General features: G+C 55.8%; 18 protein-coding genes. 15 read left to right on the top strand and 3 right to left on the bottom strand.

Going from position 1 to position 18,878, the window contains the following annotated elements; translation table 11 throughout:
* The first annotated feature begins 8 nt into the window (after positions 1 to 8).
* The 5 genes from ACG98I_RS08570 to ACG98I_RS08550 all read left to right on the top strand — a co-directional run bounded on the left by ACG98I_RS08570 (position 9) and on the right by ACG98I_RS08550 (position 5,210).
* Positions 9 to 1,376 (top strand): phosphomannomutase/phosphoglucomutase, encoded by a 1,368-nt coding sequence (locus ACG98I_RS08570; protein ID WP_394720028.1) that lies wholly within the window; start codon positions 9 to 11, stop codon positions 1,374 to 1,376.
* 212 nt (positions 1,377 to 1,588) lie between these two features.
* Entirely contained in the window at positions 1,589 to 3,268 is a 1,680-nt protein-coding gene (locus ACG98I_RS08565; RefSeq protein ID WP_394720027.1) for a nitrite/sulfite reductase, read from the top strand.
* Entirely contained in the window at positions 3,265 to 3,504 is a 240-nt protein-coding gene (locus ACG98I_RS08560) for a hypothetical protein (RefSeq protein WP_394720025.1), read from the top strand. Before ACG98I_RS08565 ends, ACG98I_RS08560 begins: the two co-directional genes overlap by 4 nt.
* Positions 3,501 to 4,262, top strand: coding sequence for a sirohydrochlorin chelatase (locus ACG98I_RS08555; RefSeq protein ID WP_394720023.1), 762 nt, complete (start codon positions 3,501 to 3,503; stop codon positions 4,260 to 4,262). Before ACG98I_RS08560 ends, ACG98I_RS08555 begins: the two co-directional genes overlap by 4 nt.
* Positions 4,263 to 4,271: 9 nt before the next feature.
* Positions 4,272 to 5,210, top strand: a complete 939-nt coding sequence (locus ACG98I_RS08550; RefSeq protein WP_394720021.1) for a sulfite exporter TauE/SafE family protein — start codon at positions 4,272 to 4,274, stop codon at positions 5,208 to 5,210.
* On the opposite strand, the gene cobA is transcribed toward ACG98I_RS08550, so the two are convergent.
* Positions 5,207 to 5,965, bottom strand: a complete 759-nt coding sequence (gene cobA, locus ACG98I_RS08545) for a uroporphyrinogen-III C-methyltransferase (RefSeq protein ID WP_394720020.1) — start codon at positions 5,963 to 5,965, stop codon at positions 5,207 to 5,209. The two genes, ACG98I_RS08550 and cobA, sit on opposite strands and share 4 nt — an antisense overlap.
* A 55-nt stretch (positions 5,966 to 6,020) precedes the next feature.
* Between cobA and ACG98I_RS08540 the strand changes: the two genes are divergently transcribed.
* Positions 6,021 to 7,043 (top strand): hypothetical protein, encoded by a 1,023-nt coding sequence (locus tag ACG98I_RS08540; RefSeq protein ID WP_394720018.1) that lies wholly within the window; start codon positions 6,021 to 6,023, stop codon positions 7,041 to 7,043.
* The gene (manA, locus tag ACG98I_RS08535; RefSeq protein ID WP_394720017.1) at positions 7,043 to 8,245 is read left to right on the top strand and encodes a mannose-6-phosphate isomerase, class I; all 1,203 of its coding nucleotides are present in this window, start codon (positions 7,043 to 7,045) and stop codon (positions 8,243 to 8,245) included. The genes ACG98I_RS08540 and manA overlap by 1 nt, the downstream gene beginning before the upstream one ends.
* On the opposite strand, the gene ACG98I_RS08530 is transcribed toward manA, so the two are convergent.
* Positions 8,242 to 9,015: a hypothetical protein gene (locus ACG98I_RS08530; RefSeq protein ID WP_394720015.1), complete on the bottom strand. Its 774-nt coding sequence runs from the start codon at positions 9,013 to 9,015 to the stop codon at positions 8,242 to 8,244. The genes manA and ACG98I_RS08530 overlap by 4 nt on opposite strands.
* A gap of 307 nt (positions 9,016 to 9,322) precedes the next feature.
* Here ACG98I_RS08530 and ACG98I_RS08525 point away from each other — a divergent pair, with 307 nt between their 5' ends.
* From ACG98I_RS08525 to secA, 8 genes are all read left to right on the top strand, one after another.
* Positions 9,323 to 9,676, top strand: coding sequence for a DUF4259 domain-containing protein (locus ACG98I_RS08525; protein WP_394720014.1), 354 nt, complete (start codon positions 9,323 to 9,325; stop codon positions 9,674 to 9,676).
* A complete protein-coding gene (locus ACG98I_RS08520) occupies positions 9,677 to 10,291 on the top strand; it encodes a dTMP kinase (RefSeq protein ID WP_394720012.1) in 615 nt (204 codons plus the stop codon).
* 3 nt (positions 10,292 to 10,294) lie between these two features.
* On the top strand, positions 10,295 to 10,993 hold the full coding sequence (gene mtrA, locus ACG98I_RS08515) for an MtrAB system response regulator MtrA (protein WP_394720011.1): 699 nt from the start codon (positions 10,295 to 10,297) through the stop codon (positions 10,991 to 10,993).
* Positions 10,994 to 11,099: 106 nt separating this feature from the next.
* A complete protein-coding gene (mtrB, locus tag ACG98I_RS08510) occupies positions 11,100 to 12,605 on the top strand; it encodes an MtrAB system histidine kinase MtrB (RefSeq protein ID WP_394720265.1) in 1,506 nt (501 codons plus the stop codon).
* Positions 12,602 to 14,296 carry an MtrAB system accessory lipoprotein LpqB gene (gene lpqB / locus ACG98I_RS08505; RefSeq protein ID WP_394720010.1) on the top strand — a complete coding sequence of 565 codons (1,695 nt, stop codon included), beginning with the start codon at positions 12,602 to 12,604 and terminating at the stop codon, positions 14,294 to 14,296. Before mtrB ends, lpqB begins: the two co-directional genes overlap by 4 nt.
* A gap of 99 nt (positions 14,297 to 14,395) precedes the next feature.
* Entirely contained in the window at positions 14,396 to 14,914 is a 519-nt protein-coding gene (locus tag ACG98I_RS08500; protein ID WP_394720008.1) for a ComF family protein, read from the top strand.
* Positions 14,915 to 15,057: 143 nt separating this feature from the next.
* A complete protein-coding gene (gene hpf / locus ACG98I_RS08495; RefSeq protein ID WP_394720006.1) occupies positions 15,058 to 15,711 on the top strand; it encodes a ribosome hibernation-promoting factor, HPF/YfiA family in 654 nt (217 codons plus the stop codon).
* A gap of 158 nt (positions 15,712 to 15,869) precedes the next feature.
* Positions 15,870 to 18,410 carry a preprotein translocase subunit SecA gene (gene secA, locus ACG98I_RS08490; RefSeq protein ID WP_394720004.1) on the top strand — a complete coding sequence of 847 codons (2,541 nt, stop codon included), beginning with the start codon at positions 15,870 to 15,872 and terminating at the stop codon, positions 18,408 to 18,410.
* Here the strand turns inward: secA and ACG98I_RS08485 are convergent.
* A complete protein-coding gene (locus ACG98I_RS08485) occupies positions 18,407 to 18,841 on the bottom strand; it encodes a hypothetical protein (RefSeq protein WP_394720002.1) in 435 nt (144 codons plus the stop codon). The genes secA and ACG98I_RS08485 overlap by 4 nt on opposite strands.
* Positions 18,842 to 18,878 lie beyond the last annotated feature (37 nt).

The raw sequence follows: 18,878 nt of genomic DNA, 5'->3' as shown, positions 1-18,878 counted from the left end.
TGGCCATTATGCGTAACCGTGAAGCACTGGATGCAGTGATTAAAGCCTATGACGTCCGTGGCGTCGTGGGAGAAGATATTGATGAGGCCTTTGTTGCTGAGGTGGGAGCGGCTTTTGCCACCATCTTGCGCGAGGAGGGTGAAAAGACCGTAGCCATCGGTCATGACATGCGCCCTTCATCGCCGCAGCTTGCCGATGCCTTCGCTCAAGGCGTAACTTCCCAAGGTCTCGATGTCATCCAGCTGGGATTGTGTGCCACCGATGAGCTTTACTTTGCGGCCGGCACGCTTAATTGTGCGGGCGCGATGTTTACCGCTTCCCATAATCCTGCGCAATATAACGGCATCAAGCTCTGCCGCGCCGGTGCTACCCCAGTGGGTGAGGAAACTGGACTGCGCGAGATTAAAGACCTCATGGCAGCAGGAACCGTTGCCATTGATGGTGTCCATGGCAGCATTTCACGCCGCGATATCCTGACTGATTACGCGGAGTTTCTCAATAACCTGGTGCCGCTGAGTCAATCACGTCCGCTGATTGTTGCTGTGGACGCTGCCAATGGCATGGGTGGACACACCGTTCCGGCGGTCTTTGAGTCTTTGCCTTTCGATGTCCGCCCGCTCTACTTCGAACTGGACGGCACCTTCCCCAACCATGAGGCGAATCCGCTGGACCCGAAGAACCTGGTGGACTTGCAGGCATTCGTGAAAGAGCAAGGCGCTGACATTGGCCTGGCTTTCGATGGCGATGCCGACCGCTGCTTCGTTGTTGATGAAAAGGGCGAACCGGTCTCCCCATCGGCTATCTGTGCGTTGGTGGCCGAGCGCTACCTGGATAACCATCCAGGCGCGACCATTATTCATAACCTGATTACGTCCAAAACCGTGCCAGAGCTGGTTGCGGAAAAGGGCGGCACCGCCGTGCGCACCCGCGTGGGCCACTCTTTCATTAAGGCGAAGATGGCTGAGCATAAGGCAGTCTTCGGCGGTGAGCACTCAGCGCACTACTACTTCCAGGAATTCTGGAATGCAGACTCGGGCATGCTGGCCGCACTGCACGTGCTCGCAGCACTGGGACAAAGCGATAAGCCACTTTCTGAGCTCATGGCGGAATACTCCCGCTATGAAGCCTCCGGTGAAATCAACTCCACCGTTGCTGACCAGTCCGCGAGCCAGCAAGCCATCCTGGACCAGCTCGCCGAAGAGATTGAATCCACCGATGACATGGACGGAATCACCGTAGAACTCAAGGGCACCGATGCCTGGTTCAACGTCCGCGCATCCAATACTGAGCCGCTGCTGCGCCTCAACGTGGAGGCGAAGACCCGCGAAGAAGTCGACGCCATTGTCGAGCGCGTCCTAGGCATTATTCGGGCCTAAAACCCCAGGATAAGAATAGACTCGTCTGTCTGGTTAGGGCCAGGTAGGCGAGTTCTTCATTGTTTATATTCTCTCCAATGCCTTGGCGTTGCTACAGGTCATGATGGTTATATTCTCACAATCTCAAATAGACCGCATTGTCTGTATTGTTTGAACTGAGCTGTTTGGTAGGTTAGTCATATCCGATTAAAGCCCCAATGTGAGGACCAAACATGACCACTGCAACTAACCAAAAGCCACGTGCGAAGCGTGCGCCAAAGCCGGAGGGCCAGTGGAAAATTGACGGCACCACTCCGCTTAATGATGACGAGCGCATCAAGCAGGAAGACCCCGGTCTATCCGCTAAACAGCGCGTTATCGATATTTACTCGAAGCAGGGCTTTTCCTCTATTCCACCAGAGGATTTAGCACCACGCTTTAAGTGGTTGGGAATTTATACCCAGCGTAAGCAGAACCTTGGCGGTGAGCTGACCGGCCAGGTTCCTAACTCTGAGCTGCAAGACGAATACTTCATGCTCCGCATCCGTTTCGATGGTGGCCGCGCCACCCCGGAACAGCTGCGTACCGTGGGACAGATTTCTCAGGACTTCGCGCGATCCACCGCGGACTTTACTGACCGTCAGAATATTCAGCTGCACTGGATTCGTATTGAGGATATGCCTGAAATCTGGGACCGCCTCGAAGCAGTCGGTCTATCTACCATGATGGGCTGTGGCGATGTTCCTCGCGTTATCTTAGGTTCCCCCGTTGCAGGCGTGGCAGAAGATGAAATTATTGACGCCACCCCAGCCATTGACATCATCGTCAATGAATACATTAACCGCGATGACGTGCAGAATTTGCCTCGTAAGTTTAAGACCGCGATTTCCGGCAACGCCCGCCAGGACGTAACCCATGAAATCCAGGACGTATCTTTCGTCGGCACCAACCACCCGGAGTACGGCCCCGGTTTTGATTGCTTCGTCGGTGGCGGCCTGTCCACGAACCCAATGCTCGCACAGTCCTTGGGCGCATTCGTTCCGCTGGAGCGCGTCCCTGAGGTATGGCACGGCGTGGTTGGCATCTTCCGTGATTATGGCTTCCGCCGCCTGCGCAACCGTGCGCGCCTGAAGTTTCTGGTTGCACAGTGGGGCATTGAGAAATTCCGCCAGGTCCTCGAAGACGAGTACCTAGAATCCCCGCTGCAGGATGGCATTCCTACCGTTCCACACATGGGCAACCGCGACCACGTTGGTGTGCACAAGCAGCAAGACGGCAACTACTACATCGGTGTGAAGCCAACCGTGGGTCACACCACCGGTGAGCAGTTGGTTGCGATTGCTGAAGTAGCAGAATCCTTCGGCATTGAGCGCATCCGCACCACTCCGATGAAGGAATTGCTTTTCCTGGATGTTCCGAAAGACAAGATTGAACCGCTTTCCGCAGCGCTCGACGAGACCGGCTTGTACTCCAAGCCATCGGAGTTCCGCCGCGGCGTCATGAGCTGCACCGGCCTGGAATTTTGCAAGCTGGCGCACACCACCACTAAGTCCCGCGCGATTGAGCTGGTGGACTCCCTGGAAGAATCCATCGGTGACCTTGATGTTCCTGTGTCCATTACTCTCAATGGTTGCCCGAACTCGTGCGCTCGCACCCAGGTCGCTGATATCGGCTTCAAGGGCCAGACGCTGACCGATGAAGATGGCAACCGCATTGAGGGTTTCCAGGTTCACTTGGGTGGCGCGATGGGTCTGAATGCTGACTTTGGCAAGAAATTGCGCGGCCACAAGGTCAAGGCTGATGAAGTGCATGATTACGTCACCCGCGTGGTCACCAACTTCAAGGATAAGCGTGAGCCGGGTGAGCAATTCCGCGATTGGATCCTGCGCGCTGATGATGAGGACCTTTCATGAGTTTTCGCCGCAAGCCGAATCCGAATCGCAATCATCCGCTGCATTGCCCGTATTGCGCCAGCGAATTGCTCTTTCCGGATGAGGAAACAGAGTTCGCCTGGGCTTGCCAGGACTGTTTGCGCGTATTCTCTGTCCAATTTCATGGCCAAGATGATCCGCCATCTACCCCGCAGCCGGCCCCTTCCTCACAGGAGGCGCTGCAAAACTCCCTGAAGAGGAAGGGACATGAGCTATGAAACGTGCATTCATCGCGCTCTCGCATGGCTCGCGCCATCCCCAGGCCGCACGTGGTGTTGATGAGCTAGTCGCCGCCACCGCACGGGCCACAGGGGCATATGGCGTGGCAGCCCACTTGGAGTTCAACCAGCCAACGCTTGCCGATGCCACCTTGGCTCTACAGCGCCGTGGCTTTGAACAGGCAACGGTCATGCCGCTGCTTTTTACCAATGGCTTCCACATGCGCCATGACGTTCCCAATGTCATTTCACATACCAGGGGAGTGGATTTACACCTCACTTCCGGTATGGGCACTGGCGAGGGCGTGTTATCAGCCTTACAGCAGCGGCTGGCGCGCGATATCGCGCCCGGAGAGAACCCGCACGTGATTTTATATGCGGTTGGCTCTTCAAATGTCCCAGCCAATGAGGCGGTCATGCGCCTGAGCGTGCGGCTGGCGGATGCCACCGGCTTTTCCACCAGCGCGCTCTTTGCCACATCCGGTGCCGGTAAAGCCGGCTATCTCTGGGGTAATGAGGGCTTGCGCTTGCAAGCCACCGCGCATCCTCGAGTGCATGTCCTGCCACTCTTTGTCACTCAGGGCCTGCTTTTGGACCATCTGAATGCAGAACTGCCGGGGCTGATGGACACAACACGCTCCCATATCACCAGTTCAGCGCCCTTAGGAACGCTTTTATCTGATGTCTTAGCTCACCGATTCACCCAATCCCTGCGTATCACCTCTGCATCTGCTGCAGGCGCGCACCAAACTACTTAGGATAATGACATGCCAACGCTCATTTTTATTGCTATAGCCGGCTTTGCGGCGCAACTTGTTGATGGCGGAATTGGCATGGGCTTCGGTGTCACCTCGACCACGCTGCTGCTTTTTCTCGCGGGCCTCGGCCCTGCCCAAGCTTCAGCAGTCGTGCACGCTGCGGAGCTCGGAACCACCTTGGTTTCTGGTTTTAGTCACTGGCGCTTTGGCAACGTGGACTGGAAGATTGTCTTCTCACTCGCGATTCCTGGCAGTATCGCCGCATTCATCGGCGCCACTCTGCTGTCGAATTTGTCGCTCGAGGCAGCATCGCCGATTACGTCAACAATCTTGTTCATCATTGCGTTGAACCTGATCTGGCGCTTTAGCCGCGGTCGCGTGCGCCGCAAGGTCAGTGCCAAACCGCACCGCGCATCATTCCTCATTGGTTTGGGTTCTCTCGGCGGTATCGTCGACGCCACCGGTGGCGGCGGCTGGGGACCAGTTACCACCTCCACGCTGCTGGCCGTTGGTAAGGAAAAGCCCCGCCGCGTGGTCGGTACCGTCTCTGCCGCGGAATTCCTTGTGACCCTAGGCGCAACCCTAGGCTTTGTTATCGGGCTGTGGGAAGACATGGTCACCCACTTGGGCGCGATTGTTGCACTACTCATCGGTGGCGCCATCGCTGCACCGATCGCCGCGTGGTTGGTCTCGCACCTGAACCCAATCGTGCTCGGCGGCTTGGTTGGTACGGCTATCGCAGCGCTGAATATCTCCAATATCTACGAAGGCCTGGGCTTTAATCCATCCTCCTTCTGGGCGTGGACCATTCACCTGGTTATCATCGCTTTCGGTATTGCAGCGACCACCCGCGGCCATTTCAAGGCGCGCGAACAAAAAGAGGAGCGGACTCCCGAATACAGCGAAACGGAGCCAACTCCCAAGCAGGAAGAAATCCCTGCGCGCTAAGCTTCAAGCCCTGCTACAGCACCAATGACGAACACCGCCGGTGGCACAATCTTTGCCTCGGCGGTGACGTCTCCCATAGACGCCAGCGCGGTCTTTATCACGCGCTCCTCAGCCAGCGTGCCATTTTCAATAACAGCTACCGGGGTGGCGGAATCGAGCCCGCCTGCCATCAACGCATTCGCAATCGCCCGCGCATTGCGCACGCCCATAATCACGCACAAAGTCGCACCTGATTGCGCCAGAGCTTCCCAATTAACCAAGCTCTTCTCATGCCCCGGCGCCAGATGCCCGGAGACGACCGTGAACCCGTGCACCATCCCGCGTTGAGTCACGGGGATACCAGCGCTCGCAGGAACTGAGACTGCTGATGTCACTCCCGGAATCACGTCAGTAGGGATGCCCTCCTGCGCCAAGGCTTGCACCTCTTCAAAGCCGCGGCCGAACACAAATGGGTCGCCGCCTTTCAAACGCACAACCTTCTTACCCGCGCGCGCGTGCGTAATCAGTAATTCATTGATTTTCTCTTGAGATACCGACTTCTTATACGGCAGCTTCGAGACATCAATAATCTCCTTAGATTCGACATCGCACAGCTTGTCCAGCTCGCCGGCAGGGCCTAAATGGTCAGCCAGGATGACATCTGCTGCCTGCAATGCGTGCATGCCGCGCACAGTAATTAAATCCCAGGCACCCGGGCCACCGCCGATTAGTACAACTGGCTGCGGTGAAAGCGTGGAATTTGCTGAAAAAGTCATGCCAACAGATTACAGGGTGAACACCTAACAATCGCTTTTTACTAGGCTTGAAGCCATGACTGACGATGGCTATTTTTCTGGCGCGAACTATGACCCAGAAACCGTGCGCTTTTTCGATGTCGCCCATGCCGGCGCCCACATTCGCACCATTGCCGCTCACACGCAGTACCTCAGTACCCTCCGCGGTACGGAGTTCCGTGCGGTGGCTATCTTGCCCACGGACCAAATTGCCCATGCGACTGCAGAATTAACGGTTGAATTAATTTCCCCGCTCACAGTACCCATCACCATTGCAGACCGCCTTCCGCTATACGTTGGCCCGCTTGACTTAGTGGTGGTAGTCGGGGAGCGTGCTGATGCCGATTGGGCATCGCTGGCACTTATTGAAGCCGCCCGCCGTGGAGCAACCACCGTGCTCATTGGCCCCAGCCGTGGTCCCATTCATGAGGATGCCCCAGAAGACACCATCACCTTTCCCGTTCCGCCCACCGCAGGTGGGGCTGCACCTAGCCGCTACCTCGCAGGGCTAGTGGCATTGCAGTGGTCTGTCACCCAGGATGAAATTATGGTGGCAGATAAGTTGCATGAGCTTGCCGATGCCGCCGATGCCGAACTTGAACAGCTCTCCCCAGAACGTGACGTCACCGTCAATCCGGGCCGCGAGCTGCGCGATTTCGTCGAAGGAGCACGCGTGGTGCACACCGGGTCTCGCTCCTTGGCATCACCCGATTTCCCTCACCGCGTTGAGGTTGGTCTGAGTATTGCACGCTGCGCTGCCACACTCTTTTCCGCCCATGGCCTAGCGGGAGAATTCTTAGAACCGGAACTTATCCCCGTAGTATTGGACCGTCAGCCTAGCTCACCTGCATCAGATGACATCTTCCATGACCCGTTCCTCGACGGGGAAAAGTCTCAAGTACCCTTGAAAATAATCGTGTGGGGGCAAGCTGAGTCTCATTTGCCAGGCTCGCTTGCTGTGGCCTGCACCGACACGGACACCAGCGATCTGGTGTGCGCCGTCCAATTGCTGACGCGAGCATTTGCCGCGACAGCCTACGATATTTCAAAGGAAGATTAATGCAGCTGCTCAAAAGTGCCACCCGAACCTATTCATGGGGTTCTCGGACACTCATACCGCATTTGCAACAACGCGCAGAGTCTACTCATCCCATCGCCGAGCTATGGTACGGCGCGCACCCAGGTGCACCTGCGAGCGTTGAAGGCACGCCACTCAATGAGGTTATTGCCGCAGACCCACAGGGCTCGCTCGGGGAGCACGTCGCATCGACCTATGACAATCAGTTGCCGTTTTTGCTGAAACTCTTGTCTGCTGATGAACCACTCTCGCTCCAGGCACACCCTTCCAAGGCTCAGGCCGAGGAAGGCTTCGCGCGCGAGAATGCCATGGGGGTTGCCCTTGATGCGCCTAATCGCAATTACAAGGATGACAATCACAAACCTGAGCTCATTGTCGCGCTGACGGATTTCTACGCCATGGCTGGTTTCCGTCCGCTCATGCACACCCGTGAGCTCTTTCATGCGCTCAACTGCGATGAGCTCGACCGGTACGTCAATATGCACATTGCTGATGGCCGTCTCACTAGCGATGATGAAGCAGATAGCCTGCGGGCGTTGTTTACCACCTGGATTACCATTCCCGCTCCTACCCGCCGCACGCTCATCAAGGCACTCATTGAGTCGGCACAACAGCTAGTACCGACGCTTGCCTCCGGCAATTGGATGCGCCAGGTACTCACCACCATCATCGAGCTTGACGAGCTGTACCCGGGCGATGTCGGCGTGCTGGGTGCACTGCTGCTCAACCATGTGCAGCTGGCCCCCGGTGAAGCCATTTATCTCGATGCAGGCCAGCTACACGCTTATGTGCGCGGCATGGGTGTGGAAATCATGGCGAATTCCGATAACGTCCTGCGCGGCGGTTTGACCCCGAAGCACGTGGACGTCCCCGAATTGGTCAAGGTACTCAGCTTCAACTCCGTCTCTGATCCCCGCGTGCTGCCCAACGAAGGACACTATCCGGTACCCGTTGAGGAATACTCACTGAGCTGTCATAACTTAAGCTCAGGCGATCCAGCGACCATTAGTCATGATGGCCCCGCTGTCATTTTGTGCACTGGCGGAGTATTAGTGCTTTCCTCCGAAGACGGTAAGACACTTCAGCTTGAGCCTTCTGAGGCCGCCTGGATTCCTGCCTCCGACGGCGCCATCACCGTCGCTGCGGAAGATAAAGCAGCGCAGTTATTTATCGCGCGCGTTTAATTAGTGCTTGGCTCGGGCGAAACCGAGCCACTGGCACCATCATTAAAGGTGGGGCCTGGGTTCTCTGATTCCTCTGGCTCTTCTGATGGCTGCGGCTCATCCGTGGGCTCAGTTGGTTCCGTTGGTTCGGAAGGCTCGCCTGGTTCACCTGGTTCGGTTGGCTCTAGTGGCTCCGTTGGCTCAGATGGGCTTGGTAGGCCGCCAGCATTATCCTCGTCACGGTCATTGTCTCCGTCCGTGTAATTCGGACGGGTAGAGGTAGGCGCGTCGTCATCCGATGTCGGAGGCTGTGGGCTCGTCGCGGTCTCCGAACCTGGCGTGGTGCCGGATGGGTCGGATTCAGTCGGAGTCTCTGATTCAGGCGTCACTACAGGAGCAGCTGGTTCCTCATACTGAGGTTGCTGCTGTTCCCCAAAGATGGGTTCCGGGCGGTACACATTCGTCGGGGTAGTGGTGGTCGCTTGACCCTGTGGGTTAATAACAGAATTAGGCGCCAAGAATGGGTCATTAGAATAATCCGGCACTGGAGCAGCATCTGCATCATCATCGGATGAGCCACCGCGCGGAGGCCTATTCGTGGTGGTGTTTTCCGTGTCCTCACTATGTGAGGTTGTCCGCGGGGTCGTCTCTGCCGTTGACTGTGTTGTCATGGTCGGATTAGCAGTCACGGCCGAAGGAGCGCCCATTCGCCACACACCAATACCCACAGCGACCGCAACCAGCAGGCCAACCGTGAAGAAAACGGTGACGCGACGAATGTCTGAATTCACAGGCGCCCTTTCTGTTGGTAACAAATTAATAACAAGATTACCACGTCGTCGTAATATTGAAAATAGCTAACACGATCTTTTTCCCGATTGGAGATCGCCAGCTCATGAGCCCTTCGTCTGAGGAACTCACGTTGCTGTGTTGAAACTCACGTGCATTCGCCACGTATGGATTGTTATTAAGAAGTCGCGATTCCGGCGGGTTTTACAACGCTGGGCACATCACTTGGCTAGTGTCGTTTGTGCAGTACTGTCATGGCATTAAGATTCGTTTAACAATGTGACGATTACTAATAAGGAGCAACGCCCCATGAGCACTTGGGATGAGCATATTTTCACCGAAGACGTGAACGTTGAGTTCCTCGAAGACCTCAACAACTTGGAAGAAGATGACATCATTGAAGCCGTCCGTGATGCCGTCGTCCTCGCCACTGATGACTCTTCCGCAAGCGAGGATGAAGAACTCAACGCACTGGCGGCAGCAACCATCGCCGCAATTTGGGCCGGCGCGCCGTTTACGGCCGGTGAGGTTGTCTCCAATTACCCCTATATCCGCGACCTTGTCGGCTACTCTTCTGAAGCATTGAATGAGAAAGCGACCGAATTGCTGGAAGGCGTGGAGGAAGAATATGACCTCGAAGCTTTTCTCGAAGCGCTTGCCTAAATGATTATCGCCATCGAAGGAATTGACGGCGCGGGCAAAAACACTCTGGTCACAGAACTTCGCCAAGCGCTCGACGTAGAGGTCGATGTACTGGCTTTTCCACGCTATGAAACCTCCATTCACGCTCAGCTCGCGCGTGAAGCGCTCTATGGGCGCATGGGGGATTTAACCTCGTCGCCTTATGCCATGGCAACGCTTTTTGCCCTGGATCGACATGGTGCGAAAGGCCAGCTGGATGCGGCATCGGAAAGCGAAAGCTTATTAATCCTGGACCGCTACGTGGCGTCCAATGCGGCTTATTCTGCCGCACGGCTTGCCGATGACTCCGTGATTGACTGGGTCTTCGACCTCGAATACGGCCAGCTGGAGCTACCGAAGCCTGACTTACAGATTTATTTAGCCACAGATGTGGATGTGGCTGCCCAACGCGCGTTACAGCGCGCGGATGCAGACGCCACGCGTGCTAAAGATGAATATGAAAAAGATGGGGACCTTCAATCCGCAACCGCTGCGGCCTATGGCCGACTCGCCGAGCGCAATTGGGCAGGCCAGTGGATTGCAACTAGTGATAAGGGTATTATCATCGACAATGTCCGAGACCTTGTAGGAGAGTAAAACGTGGCGCCAAAAATCCTGGTGGTAGATGATGATCCAGCCATCTCGGAGATGTTGACTATTGTTCTGGAATCTGAAGGGCTCACGCCGATTCCGATTATGGACGGCAATGATGCGGTTGAGGCTTTCGAGCAGAATAATCCGGATCTCATCCTGCTGGACTTGATGCTGCCGGGCATGAATGGCGTGGATATTTGCCGCGCCATCCGCCGTGATTCCAATGTGCCGATTGTCATGCTGACCGCCAAGACCGACACCGTCGATGTTGTGCTGGGCTTGGAATCTGGTGCGGATGATTACATCACCAAGCCTTTTAAACCGAAGGAATTGGTCGCGCGTATTCGTGCGCGCCTGCGCCGTACCGATAACACCGATGCAGAGCTGATTGAGGTCGGCGACCTGCTGGTGGATGTTTCCGAGCACACCGTGACCCGCCGTTTCGCCAACGGTGCTGCCGATGAAGAGATTTCATTGACCCCGCTGGAATTTGAACTTCTGGTGGAAATGGCACGCAAGCCGGGCCAGGTGCATACCCGTGAAGAGCTGCTGGAAAAAGTCTGGGGCTACCGTCACGCGTCTGATACTCGCTTGGTGAATGTTCACGTGCAGCGCCTGCGCGCAAAGATCGAGCATGATCCGGAAGATCCGCAGATTGTGCTGACTGTGCGCGGTGTGGGCTATAAGACCGGCAAGAACGACTAAGTTCTTCGTTTTCTGGAGGCGCTGAGTTATTAGGGACCGGCTGCGTCGATTACGTGACGCGTTAAGTGAGCTGTGGCGTACCTCTTTGCAGGTACGCGTCATTGGCATGATTTTGGTGGCTTCCACCGTGGTCATGATCATTTTGGCGTACGCTCTGGTCTCCGTACTGACCCAGCGTTTGGTGGATCAAAAGATTGATATCGCTGACCAGGAAATTGAGCGCGCCCGGATTGCGGTGGAGCAGCAGATTAATGCGACCGGCTCAGCTAATTCAGTCCAGGTGCGCATCAACTCAGCGCGTGCTTCATTGACTCAGCTGACTGCTGAGAGCGGGGAGTCCAACGCGGTATATGAGCCGGTTATCGTGGTGGAAAATAATAATGGTGAGCTCACGACCTCACCGGAGGGCTACCGGATTTCGGAACCTTTGCGTAATTCTGTGGCCAATGACCAGGTGATGTACCAATTCACCACCATTGAACAGCCCGGCGGCTCTTCCTACCGCGCGCTGGTGGTGGGCACGCCGACGATGGCGGATATCCCAGATCTGCAGTTGTATTTGGTGATGTCCATGGAAAGCGAAGAGTCCACGATGGCGCTCATGCGTGGTCTGCTGTCCGCAGCCGGCGTGGTGGTCGTGGTACTGCTGGTAGGTATTGCGTGGCTGGCTATCCAGCAGGTGATTACTCCGATTCGTTCGGCCTCACGCATTGCACAACGCTTGGCGGCAGGGCATCTGCGTGAGCGCATGGTGGTTGACGGCGAAGATGAAATGGGCCGTTTGGCGGCCTCTTTCAATGACATGGCCGATAAACTGTCTAAGCAGATTACGCAGCTGGAAGAATACGGTGACCTGCAACGGCAGTTCACCTCTGACGTCTCGCATGAGCTGCGCACACCGTTGACCACGGTGCGCATGGCGGCCGACTTGATTGCGGATGATGCAGAAAGTTTGGAGCCGCACACCCGCCGTGCCAGTGAGCTGATGATTCGTGAGCTTGACCGATTTGAGGAATTGCTCGCGGACCTGCTGGAAATTTCCCGCCATGACGCTGGCGTGGCTGATTTGCAATCGGCGAATATTGATATCCGCTCCTGCATTGAATCCGCCATGCAGCAAACGGAGCATCTGGCCAAGGAACTCAACGTAGAGATTCGATGCAATACGCCGGAAACGCCCGTCAGCGTGCAAGCGGATTCCCGCCGCGTCGAACGCGTGCTGCGTAATCTTTTGGCTAATGCGATTGACCACTCTGAGGGAAACCCGGTCAGCATCGATGTGGGCCAGACCGAAACTGCGGTCGCGATTGCCGTCACTGATGAGGGCGTGGGCTTGAAACAGGGCCAAGAAGAGCTGGTGTTCAACCGCTTCTGGCGTGCCGATGCCTCCCGCAAGCGCCATTCCGGTGGCACTGGCCTGGGGCTAGCGATTGCCCGCGAAGACGCAGCGCTGCATGGTGGCACCTTGGATGCCACCGGTGTCCCTGGCTATGGTTCACGTTTCCGTCTGATCATTCCACGCACCCCAGGTGCCGCATTCGGCGATGAGCCTTTGCCATTGATTGTTCCCAATGCGCCCGTGGAAGAAGATGAGGAGGTAGAGACCTCATGAAACGTGTGATTGCTGCAGTGGCCGCGGCGTCGTTGGTGTTGGTTGGTTGTTCCACCTTGCCCAGTGCTTCCGACCCACAGGTTCTGCGGTCTTTTGCGCCTGAGCCCGAAGTAGACCCGGCCGTTGGCCCCACCCCTGGCCAAGAAGCTGACCTTTTGGTCCGCGAATTCTACTCAGCCTCAGCTATTCCTTCCTCGGATTACAGCGCCGCCCGGTCTTTCCTGGCTCCAGAAGCAGCAGAGAATTGGAACCCGGAAGAATCCATGCGCATCGTGGATGTCATTGAATTGACCTCTCAAAATACTCAATCTTCCGACCAGCGCGCATTTACGGTCCGCGGCACGGTTATTGGTTCGCTCGCATCAGGCGGCAGCTATGTGCCAGAGAACTCCGGTTATGAAACCACCATCCGCATGGAACAAGTCGATGGCGAATGGCGCATCACGGACTTGCCTGATGGTGTGGTCTTTGAGCGCACGGAGCTGCGCAACCGTTACCAGCCGCTGCCGGTTTATTTCTACCGGCAGACCGGAAGCGTGCTGGTGACCGACCGCCGCTGGCTGTTTGGTAATCAATCCTCGCTGGATGCGCAGCTGATTACGTTGTTGCTGGAGGGGCCATCGGAACGCCTTGCTCCCGCCACGACCACCGTGGTGCCGGAAGATGCAACGTTCGTGGGCATTGAAGACGGCGATTATAACTTCGCCGGCATGCAAAGCATGTCAGCTGATGACCGTGTCCGGTTTGCCGCCGAGCTAGTTTGGACGCTGTCGCACGCGGGCATCCAAGAGCCTTATTCCGTTTCCGCTGATGGTGCACCGCTGGTGGAGGGCATGGAGACCATGACCACCGATGACTTTGCCGAATATAACCCGCGGGTTGCTTCCAACACGGTGGCGCCGCTCTATGCTCTCAATGAAGGCAGTATCTTGCAGGTTTCCGGCAATACTGCCGAGCCGATTGAAGGCCCGCTCGGTGATTCTGGCAACCTCGAATCAGCAGATATTTCTGCAGATGGCGTGATCGCGGCCGTGCGCCGCAATGGCGAAGATGAATCGGAACTGCTCTTTGGCGACATCGACGGTGCCATCGAAACGCCTCTGAGCGCTGACACTATCTCCCGCCCGACCTTTGAAAATGCCGGCCAAGCCGCATGGGCCGTGGTCGGGGGAGACGCCGTGATGCGCATGGTGCGCTCCCCACAGACCGGGGAAGTGACCACCGCGCGCGTGGATACCTCGGAGCTAGAAGATTATGGCGATGAAATTTCGGTGATTCGCCTATCCAACTCGGGCGCGCAGGCTGCCATGATCATCGGCGGCGATGTCTATGTCGGCGTGGTGGAGCGCCTGCAAACGGGTGATTTCCGCTTGACTAATGTTTATAACCCCGCCACGGAACTCAATGGCACAGCGCTCAGCTTGGACTGGCAGGCCGATGGTTCACTCGCGGTAGGCACGTCCATGCAAGAAACTCCGGTCTGGCGCGTGGAACAAGATGGCTCGGCGGTGTCCGCGCTGCCTTCGGGCAATATTTCCATCCCCGTGGTGTCTATCGCAGCGTCACCGTCGACGCTGTACATCACCGATTATCACGCGACCTTGCAGCTGCCGGTGGAAGGCGAATCTACTTATTGGCGTGAAGTGCCAGGGCTGCAGGGGATGCGCTCAGCGCCGATTGTGGCGAATTAAATGGAGTTGCTGCTGCCCAAGCATTGCGCTGGGTGTAAAAGCCCCGGTGCGGTGTTGTGCGCCGCGTGCCAAGAAGCGTTGCGGCAGGCACCGGTTCGCGTGCATCGGCAAATGCTTGCCGATGCCCCCTTTTATTCCTTAGGCGCCTATTCCGAACTGCGGCGCAACGTCATCATTGCGATGAAGGAATATAACAACCGTGCTGTCCGGCCTTATGTGGGTGCCGTGGTGGCAGCGGGGCTGCGTCATGTCATCGCGCGCGGGGACATCCCCGATGAGGTGGTGTTAGTACCGGCGCCCACCCGGAAGAAATCTGCTGCATTGCGCGGCGGCGACCCAGTGCTGCAGATATGTCAACAAGCCGGAAAGCAAGTGCAGATGCCCGTGATCAATTGCGTGCGGATTAAAGCGGGGGCATTAGACCAATCGGGGTTGAATGCGCAGAGGCGGCGGGAAAATATGCGGCGTAGCGTGGCAGTAATTTCACGGGTACCTAAGCTGCCGGTCATGCTGGTTGATGACGTGATGACCACGGGTTCTACGCTTATGGCCACCGCAGAAGCCCTGCGGGGAGCGGGGGCAGAAATAGCCGGCGGAATTGTTTTTGCTCACGTCTAGGACATAAAGGTTATGACCACTGGTAGGATAAGAGGTGTCACACACAGTAGATGTTAGAAGCTTTCGTCACACCTACTGATTGTGAGTACATCCGGCCCCAGGGGTCAACAATGTTAAGGCCCCGCGAATACAGGGAGGCAGTCATGACCGACACCACCACCGCAGCACAGGTCACAATCACCGGACGAAATGTGGAGGTGCCAGAGCACTTCTCCGACCGGGTTAAAGCAAAACTCGCGAAGATTGAACGCCTCGATCCGACGCTGACCTTCTTCCACGTAGAGCTGCAGCATGAGCCAAACCCTCGCCGAGATTCTGAAGCAGAACGAATCCAGATCACCGCAACTGGCAAGGGACACATTGCACGTGCGGAAGCCAAGGAAGACTCCTTCTACGCAGCACTAGAAACTGCAGTAGCCAAGATGGAGCGCTCGCTGCGCAAGGTTAAGGTCCGCCGCGAAGCCACCAAGTCTGGTCACCGTGCACGCAAGGGCACTGGTGAGCTGGCTGCGGAAATCGTGGCAGATGCTGAGGCAGCACGTCAGGAACAGCGTGAGGAACGCTACGTTGATCCATACGCAGAGACCATTGAAGACACCCGCCCGGGTCAGGTTGTTCGTTCCAAGGAGCACCCAGCAACCCCAATGAGCGTGGATGAAGCGCTCAGTGAGATGGAATTGGTGGGACATGACTTCTACCTCTTCATCAATGAAGAAACCCAGCGTCCATCGGTGGTCTACCGCCGTCACGCCTTTGACTACGGTCTGATTTCTTTGACTGAGGATCCAGAAGAGTAAATCTTTTCTCCGCTTAAGTTCTATGCCCAGCCGCACTCAGAAAGTGCGGCTGGGTTTTCTTTGTGATTGAGGGAGCTGAAGGCAGGTAAGTTGTATTCCTTGCGTACAATAGCGGGGAGCTAGTCAACAATGTCGTGGAAGTAAAGGAATAATTTAAAGTGTTTGGACTTTCCAAGCTGCTACGTGCGGGTGAGGGACGCACTGTTAAGCGGCTCGACAAGATGGCTGACCAAGTCATTGCCCTTGAAAGCGAGTACGAAGCTTTATCGGATAATGAGCTCAAGGCAAAGACCGATGAGTTCAAGTCCCGCTTAGAAAAAGGGGAGGACTTAAACGACATCCTCCTTGAAGCATTCGCGACCGTCCGTGAGGCAGCGTGGCGCGTACTAAACCAGAAGCACTACAAGGTGCAGATTATGGGTGGTGCAGCGCTGCACTTCGGCAATGTTGCCGAGATGCGCACCGGTGAGGGCAAGACCCTGACGTCGCTGCTGGCGGCATACCTGAACGCCTTGGAGGGTAAAGGCGTACACATCGTTACCGTTAATGACTACCTGGCGCGTCGTGACGCGGAGATGATGGGCCGTGTTCACCGCTGGTTGGGTCTGTCTGTCGGCGTGATTTTGAATGAGATGCGCCCGCCGGAGCGGAAGGAAGCCTACGCGGCGGATATTACTTACGGCACCAATAATGAGTTGGGCTTTGACTACCTGCGTGACAACATGGTTCGCAATCTTAAGGATTGTGTGCAGCGTGGGCATAATTTCTGCATCGTCGATGAGGTGGACTCCATCTTGATCGATGAGGCACGTACCCCGTTGATTATTTCTGGTCCGGTTGATGGTTCCTCGCAGTTCTATGGTGTTTTTGCGACTTTGGCGCCACGCATGCGCGCTGGAATCCACTATGAGGTGGACATTAAGAAGCGCACCGTTGGTGTCCTAGAGGAGGGCGTGGAATACGTCGAAGACCAGCTGGGCATTGATAACCTTTACGCTCCTGAGCACTCTCAGCTAGTGAGCTACCTGAATAACGCATTGAAGGCTAAAGAGCTCTTTGTGCGCGATAAGGACTACATCGTCCGCGACGGCGAAGTACTCATTGTTGACTCCTTTACCGGTCGTATTTTGGGCGGCCGCCGCTACAACGAAGGTATGCACCAGGCGATTGAGGCGAAAGAGGGTGTGGAAATCAAGAATGAAAACCAGACCCTGGCTACCGTTACCCTGCAGAACTACTTCCGTTTGTACGAGAAGATTTCAGGCATGACCGGTACCGCTGAGACTGAAGCAGCAGAGCTGAACTCCATCTACGGCCTTGACGTTGTAGCAATTCCTACCAACCGCCCTGCGCAGCGTGAAGACCACCCTGACCGCATTTACAAGACGCAGGAAGCTAAGTTCGCGGCTGTTGTCGATGACATTGCGGAGCACGTAGAAAACGGCCAGCCAGTGCTGGTGGGTACTACCTCGGTGGAGCGTTCAGAGTATCTTTCGCAACTGCTGGATAAGCGTGGCGTGAAGCACTCGGTTCTCAACGCTAAGCACCACGAAGAAGAGGGTAATATTATTGCCCGCGCTGGTCGCCCCGGAAACGTCACCGTGGCCACCGACATGGCTGGCCGTGGTACCGATATCGTGCTGGGCGGAAACCCAGAAGTCATCTTGGATATGAAGCTGCGTGAGCGCGGCTTGGACCCATTCGATGATGAAGAAAAGTACCAGGAAGCCTGGGACGCAGAGATCGAAGAAGAGCGTGAGCGCTCCAAACGCCTCGGCGATGAAGTCCGCGAAGCAGGCGGCCTGTACGTTCTGGGCACCGAACGCCACGAGTCCCGCCGTATTGATAACCAGCTGCGTGGCCGCTCTGGCCGCCAGGGTGATCCTGGTGAGTCTCGTTTCTACCTGTCCATGCGTGATGAACTGATGGTTCGCTTCGTTGGTCAGTCCATGGAAAACATGATGAACCGTCTGAATGTTCCAGATGATGTGCCAATTGACTCCAAGATGGTCTCCAACTCCGTTAAGGGTGCTCAGGCGCAGGTAGAAAACCAGAACTTTGAAATGCGTAAGAACGTCCTGAAGTACGATGAGGTTCTCAACGAGCAGCGCAAGGTCGTATATGCGACCCGTCGTTCCATCCTGGATTCTTCAGATATCAAGGACAATATTCGTTCCATGATTTCTGACACCGTCACTGCTTATGTCGCGGGTGCGACCGCAACCGGTTACGTTGAGGACTGGGATCTTGACCAGCTTTGGAACGCACTCGATGTACTGTACGGCCCAAGCGTGGACGCACAGGAACTCATTGATGGTTCCGAATATGGTGTGCCAGGTGAGCTGACTGCAGAACAGCTGACCCAAGCTTTGGTTGATGACGCTTTGGCACAGTACGACGATCTGGAGGAAAAGATTTCCGAGATCGGCGGCGAGAAGCAGATGCGTGATACGGAACGCATGGTTATCTTGCCAGTCATTGATAATAAGTGGCGTGAGCACCTGTATGAGATGGACTATCTCAAGGAGGGCATCGGCCTGCGTGCTATGGCTCAGCGTGACCCACTGGTGGAATACCAGAAAGAGGGTGGCGATATGTTTAACGCAATGAATGAGGGCGTGAAGGAAGAAACGGTGCGTCAGCTATTCATGTTGCGTAAACAGATGAACCAGCAGCAGGAAGAAACTAAACAAGCCTAAAGCAGCCGGAAAGCGCGGAGTTTTTCCTCGCTGATGATAAACCGGCCAGTGAAGGCAAATTTTCTTTCTTCAAGGATGGCAGTACCAAAGTACTCGCCATCCTTTCGCCCATGCAGGGCCTGCATCCACATTCTTTTGGGCCTGATAGCCGTGCCATTACGGCGGGTCCAGGCGCTCAAATGAGTGGTGATGGATGGATCGAAATACGTTGGCGTGAGATGTATTAAAGGGCGTAAGCCTGATGCAACATCGAGTGCGACGCCAACGAGTTGGCCAAGCAAAATCCGTTGTTCTTCATCCAAATTTTGGGTTAATGAAGAACGGACATCTGGTTCTTGAGGTTGAAAGCGCAAAAGTTGCGCACTACCTGGAATTGGTTGGTACAAAATCGGGAAACCTTTCTTAGCTTCGAAAGGTCCCAGGCGGTACATTGTGGGCTTAAGCCTTAAGATTACGCTAGTCTCGAGA

This window comes from Corynebacterium sp. L4757 (assembly GCF_043673995.1).
In the GTDB taxonomy this organism is placed as follows: Bacteria; Actinomycetota; Actinomycetes; order Mycobacteriales; family Mycobacteriaceae; genus Corynebacterium.
This window is presented reverse-complemented; position numbering and strand designations above follow the sequence as displayed.

Bases quoted from the DNA above. Each gene is read 5' to 3' on its own strand.
- ACG98I_RS08570 (WP_394720028.1), top strand. From the start codon at position 9: ATGCGTAACCGTGAAGCACTGGATGCAGTGATTAAAGCCTATGACGTC.
- ACG98I_RS08565 (WP_394720027.1), top strand. From the start codon at position 1,589: ATGACCACTGCAACTAACCAAAAGCCACGTGCGAAGCGTGCGCCAAAG.
- ACG98I_RS08560 (WP_394720025.1), top strand. From the start codon at position 3,265: ATGAGTTTTCGCCGCAAGCCGAATCCGAATCGCAATCATCCGCTGCAT.
- ACG98I_RS08555 (WP_394720023.1), top strand. From the start codon at position 3,501: ATGAAACGTGCATTCATCGCGCTCTCGCATGGCTCGCGCCATCCCCAG.
- ACG98I_RS08550 (WP_394720021.1), top strand. From the start codon at position 4,272: ATGCCAACGCTCATTTTTATTGCTATAGCCGGCTTTGCGGCGCAACTT.
- cobA (WP_394720020.1), bottom strand. From the start codon at position 5,965: ATGACTTTTTCAGCAAATTCCACGCTTTCACCGCAGCCAGTTGTACTA.
- ACG98I_RS08540 (WP_394720018.1), top strand. From the start codon at position 6,021: ATGACTGACGATGGCTATTTTTCTGGCGCGAACTATGACCCAGAAACC.
- manA (WP_394720017.1), top strand. From the start codon at position 7,043: ATGCAGCTGCTCAAAAGTGCCACCCGAACCTATTCATGGGGTTCTCGG.
- ACG98I_RS08525 (WP_394720014.1), top strand. From the start codon at position 9,323: ATGAGCACTTGGGATGAGCATATTTTCACCGAAGACGTGAACGTTGAG.
- ACG98I_RS08520 (WP_394720012.1), top strand. From the start codon at position 9,677: ATGATTATCGCCATCGAAGGAATTGACGGCGCGGGCAAAAACACTCTG.
- mtrB (WP_394720265.1), top strand. From the start codon at position 11,100: ATGATTTTGGTGGCTTCCACCGTGGTCATGATCATTTTGGCGTACGCT.
- lpqB (WP_394720010.1), top strand. From the start codon at position 12,602: ATGAAACGTGTGATTGCTGCAGTGGCCGCGGCGTCGTTGGTGTTGGTT.
- hpf (WP_394720006.1), top strand. From the start codon at position 15,058: ATGACCGACACCACCACCGCAGCACAGGTCACAATCACCGGACGAAAT.
- ACG98I_RS08485 (WP_394720002.1), bottom strand. From the start codon at position 18,841: ATGTACCGCCTGGGACCTTTCGAAGCTAAGAAAGGTTTCCCGATTTTG.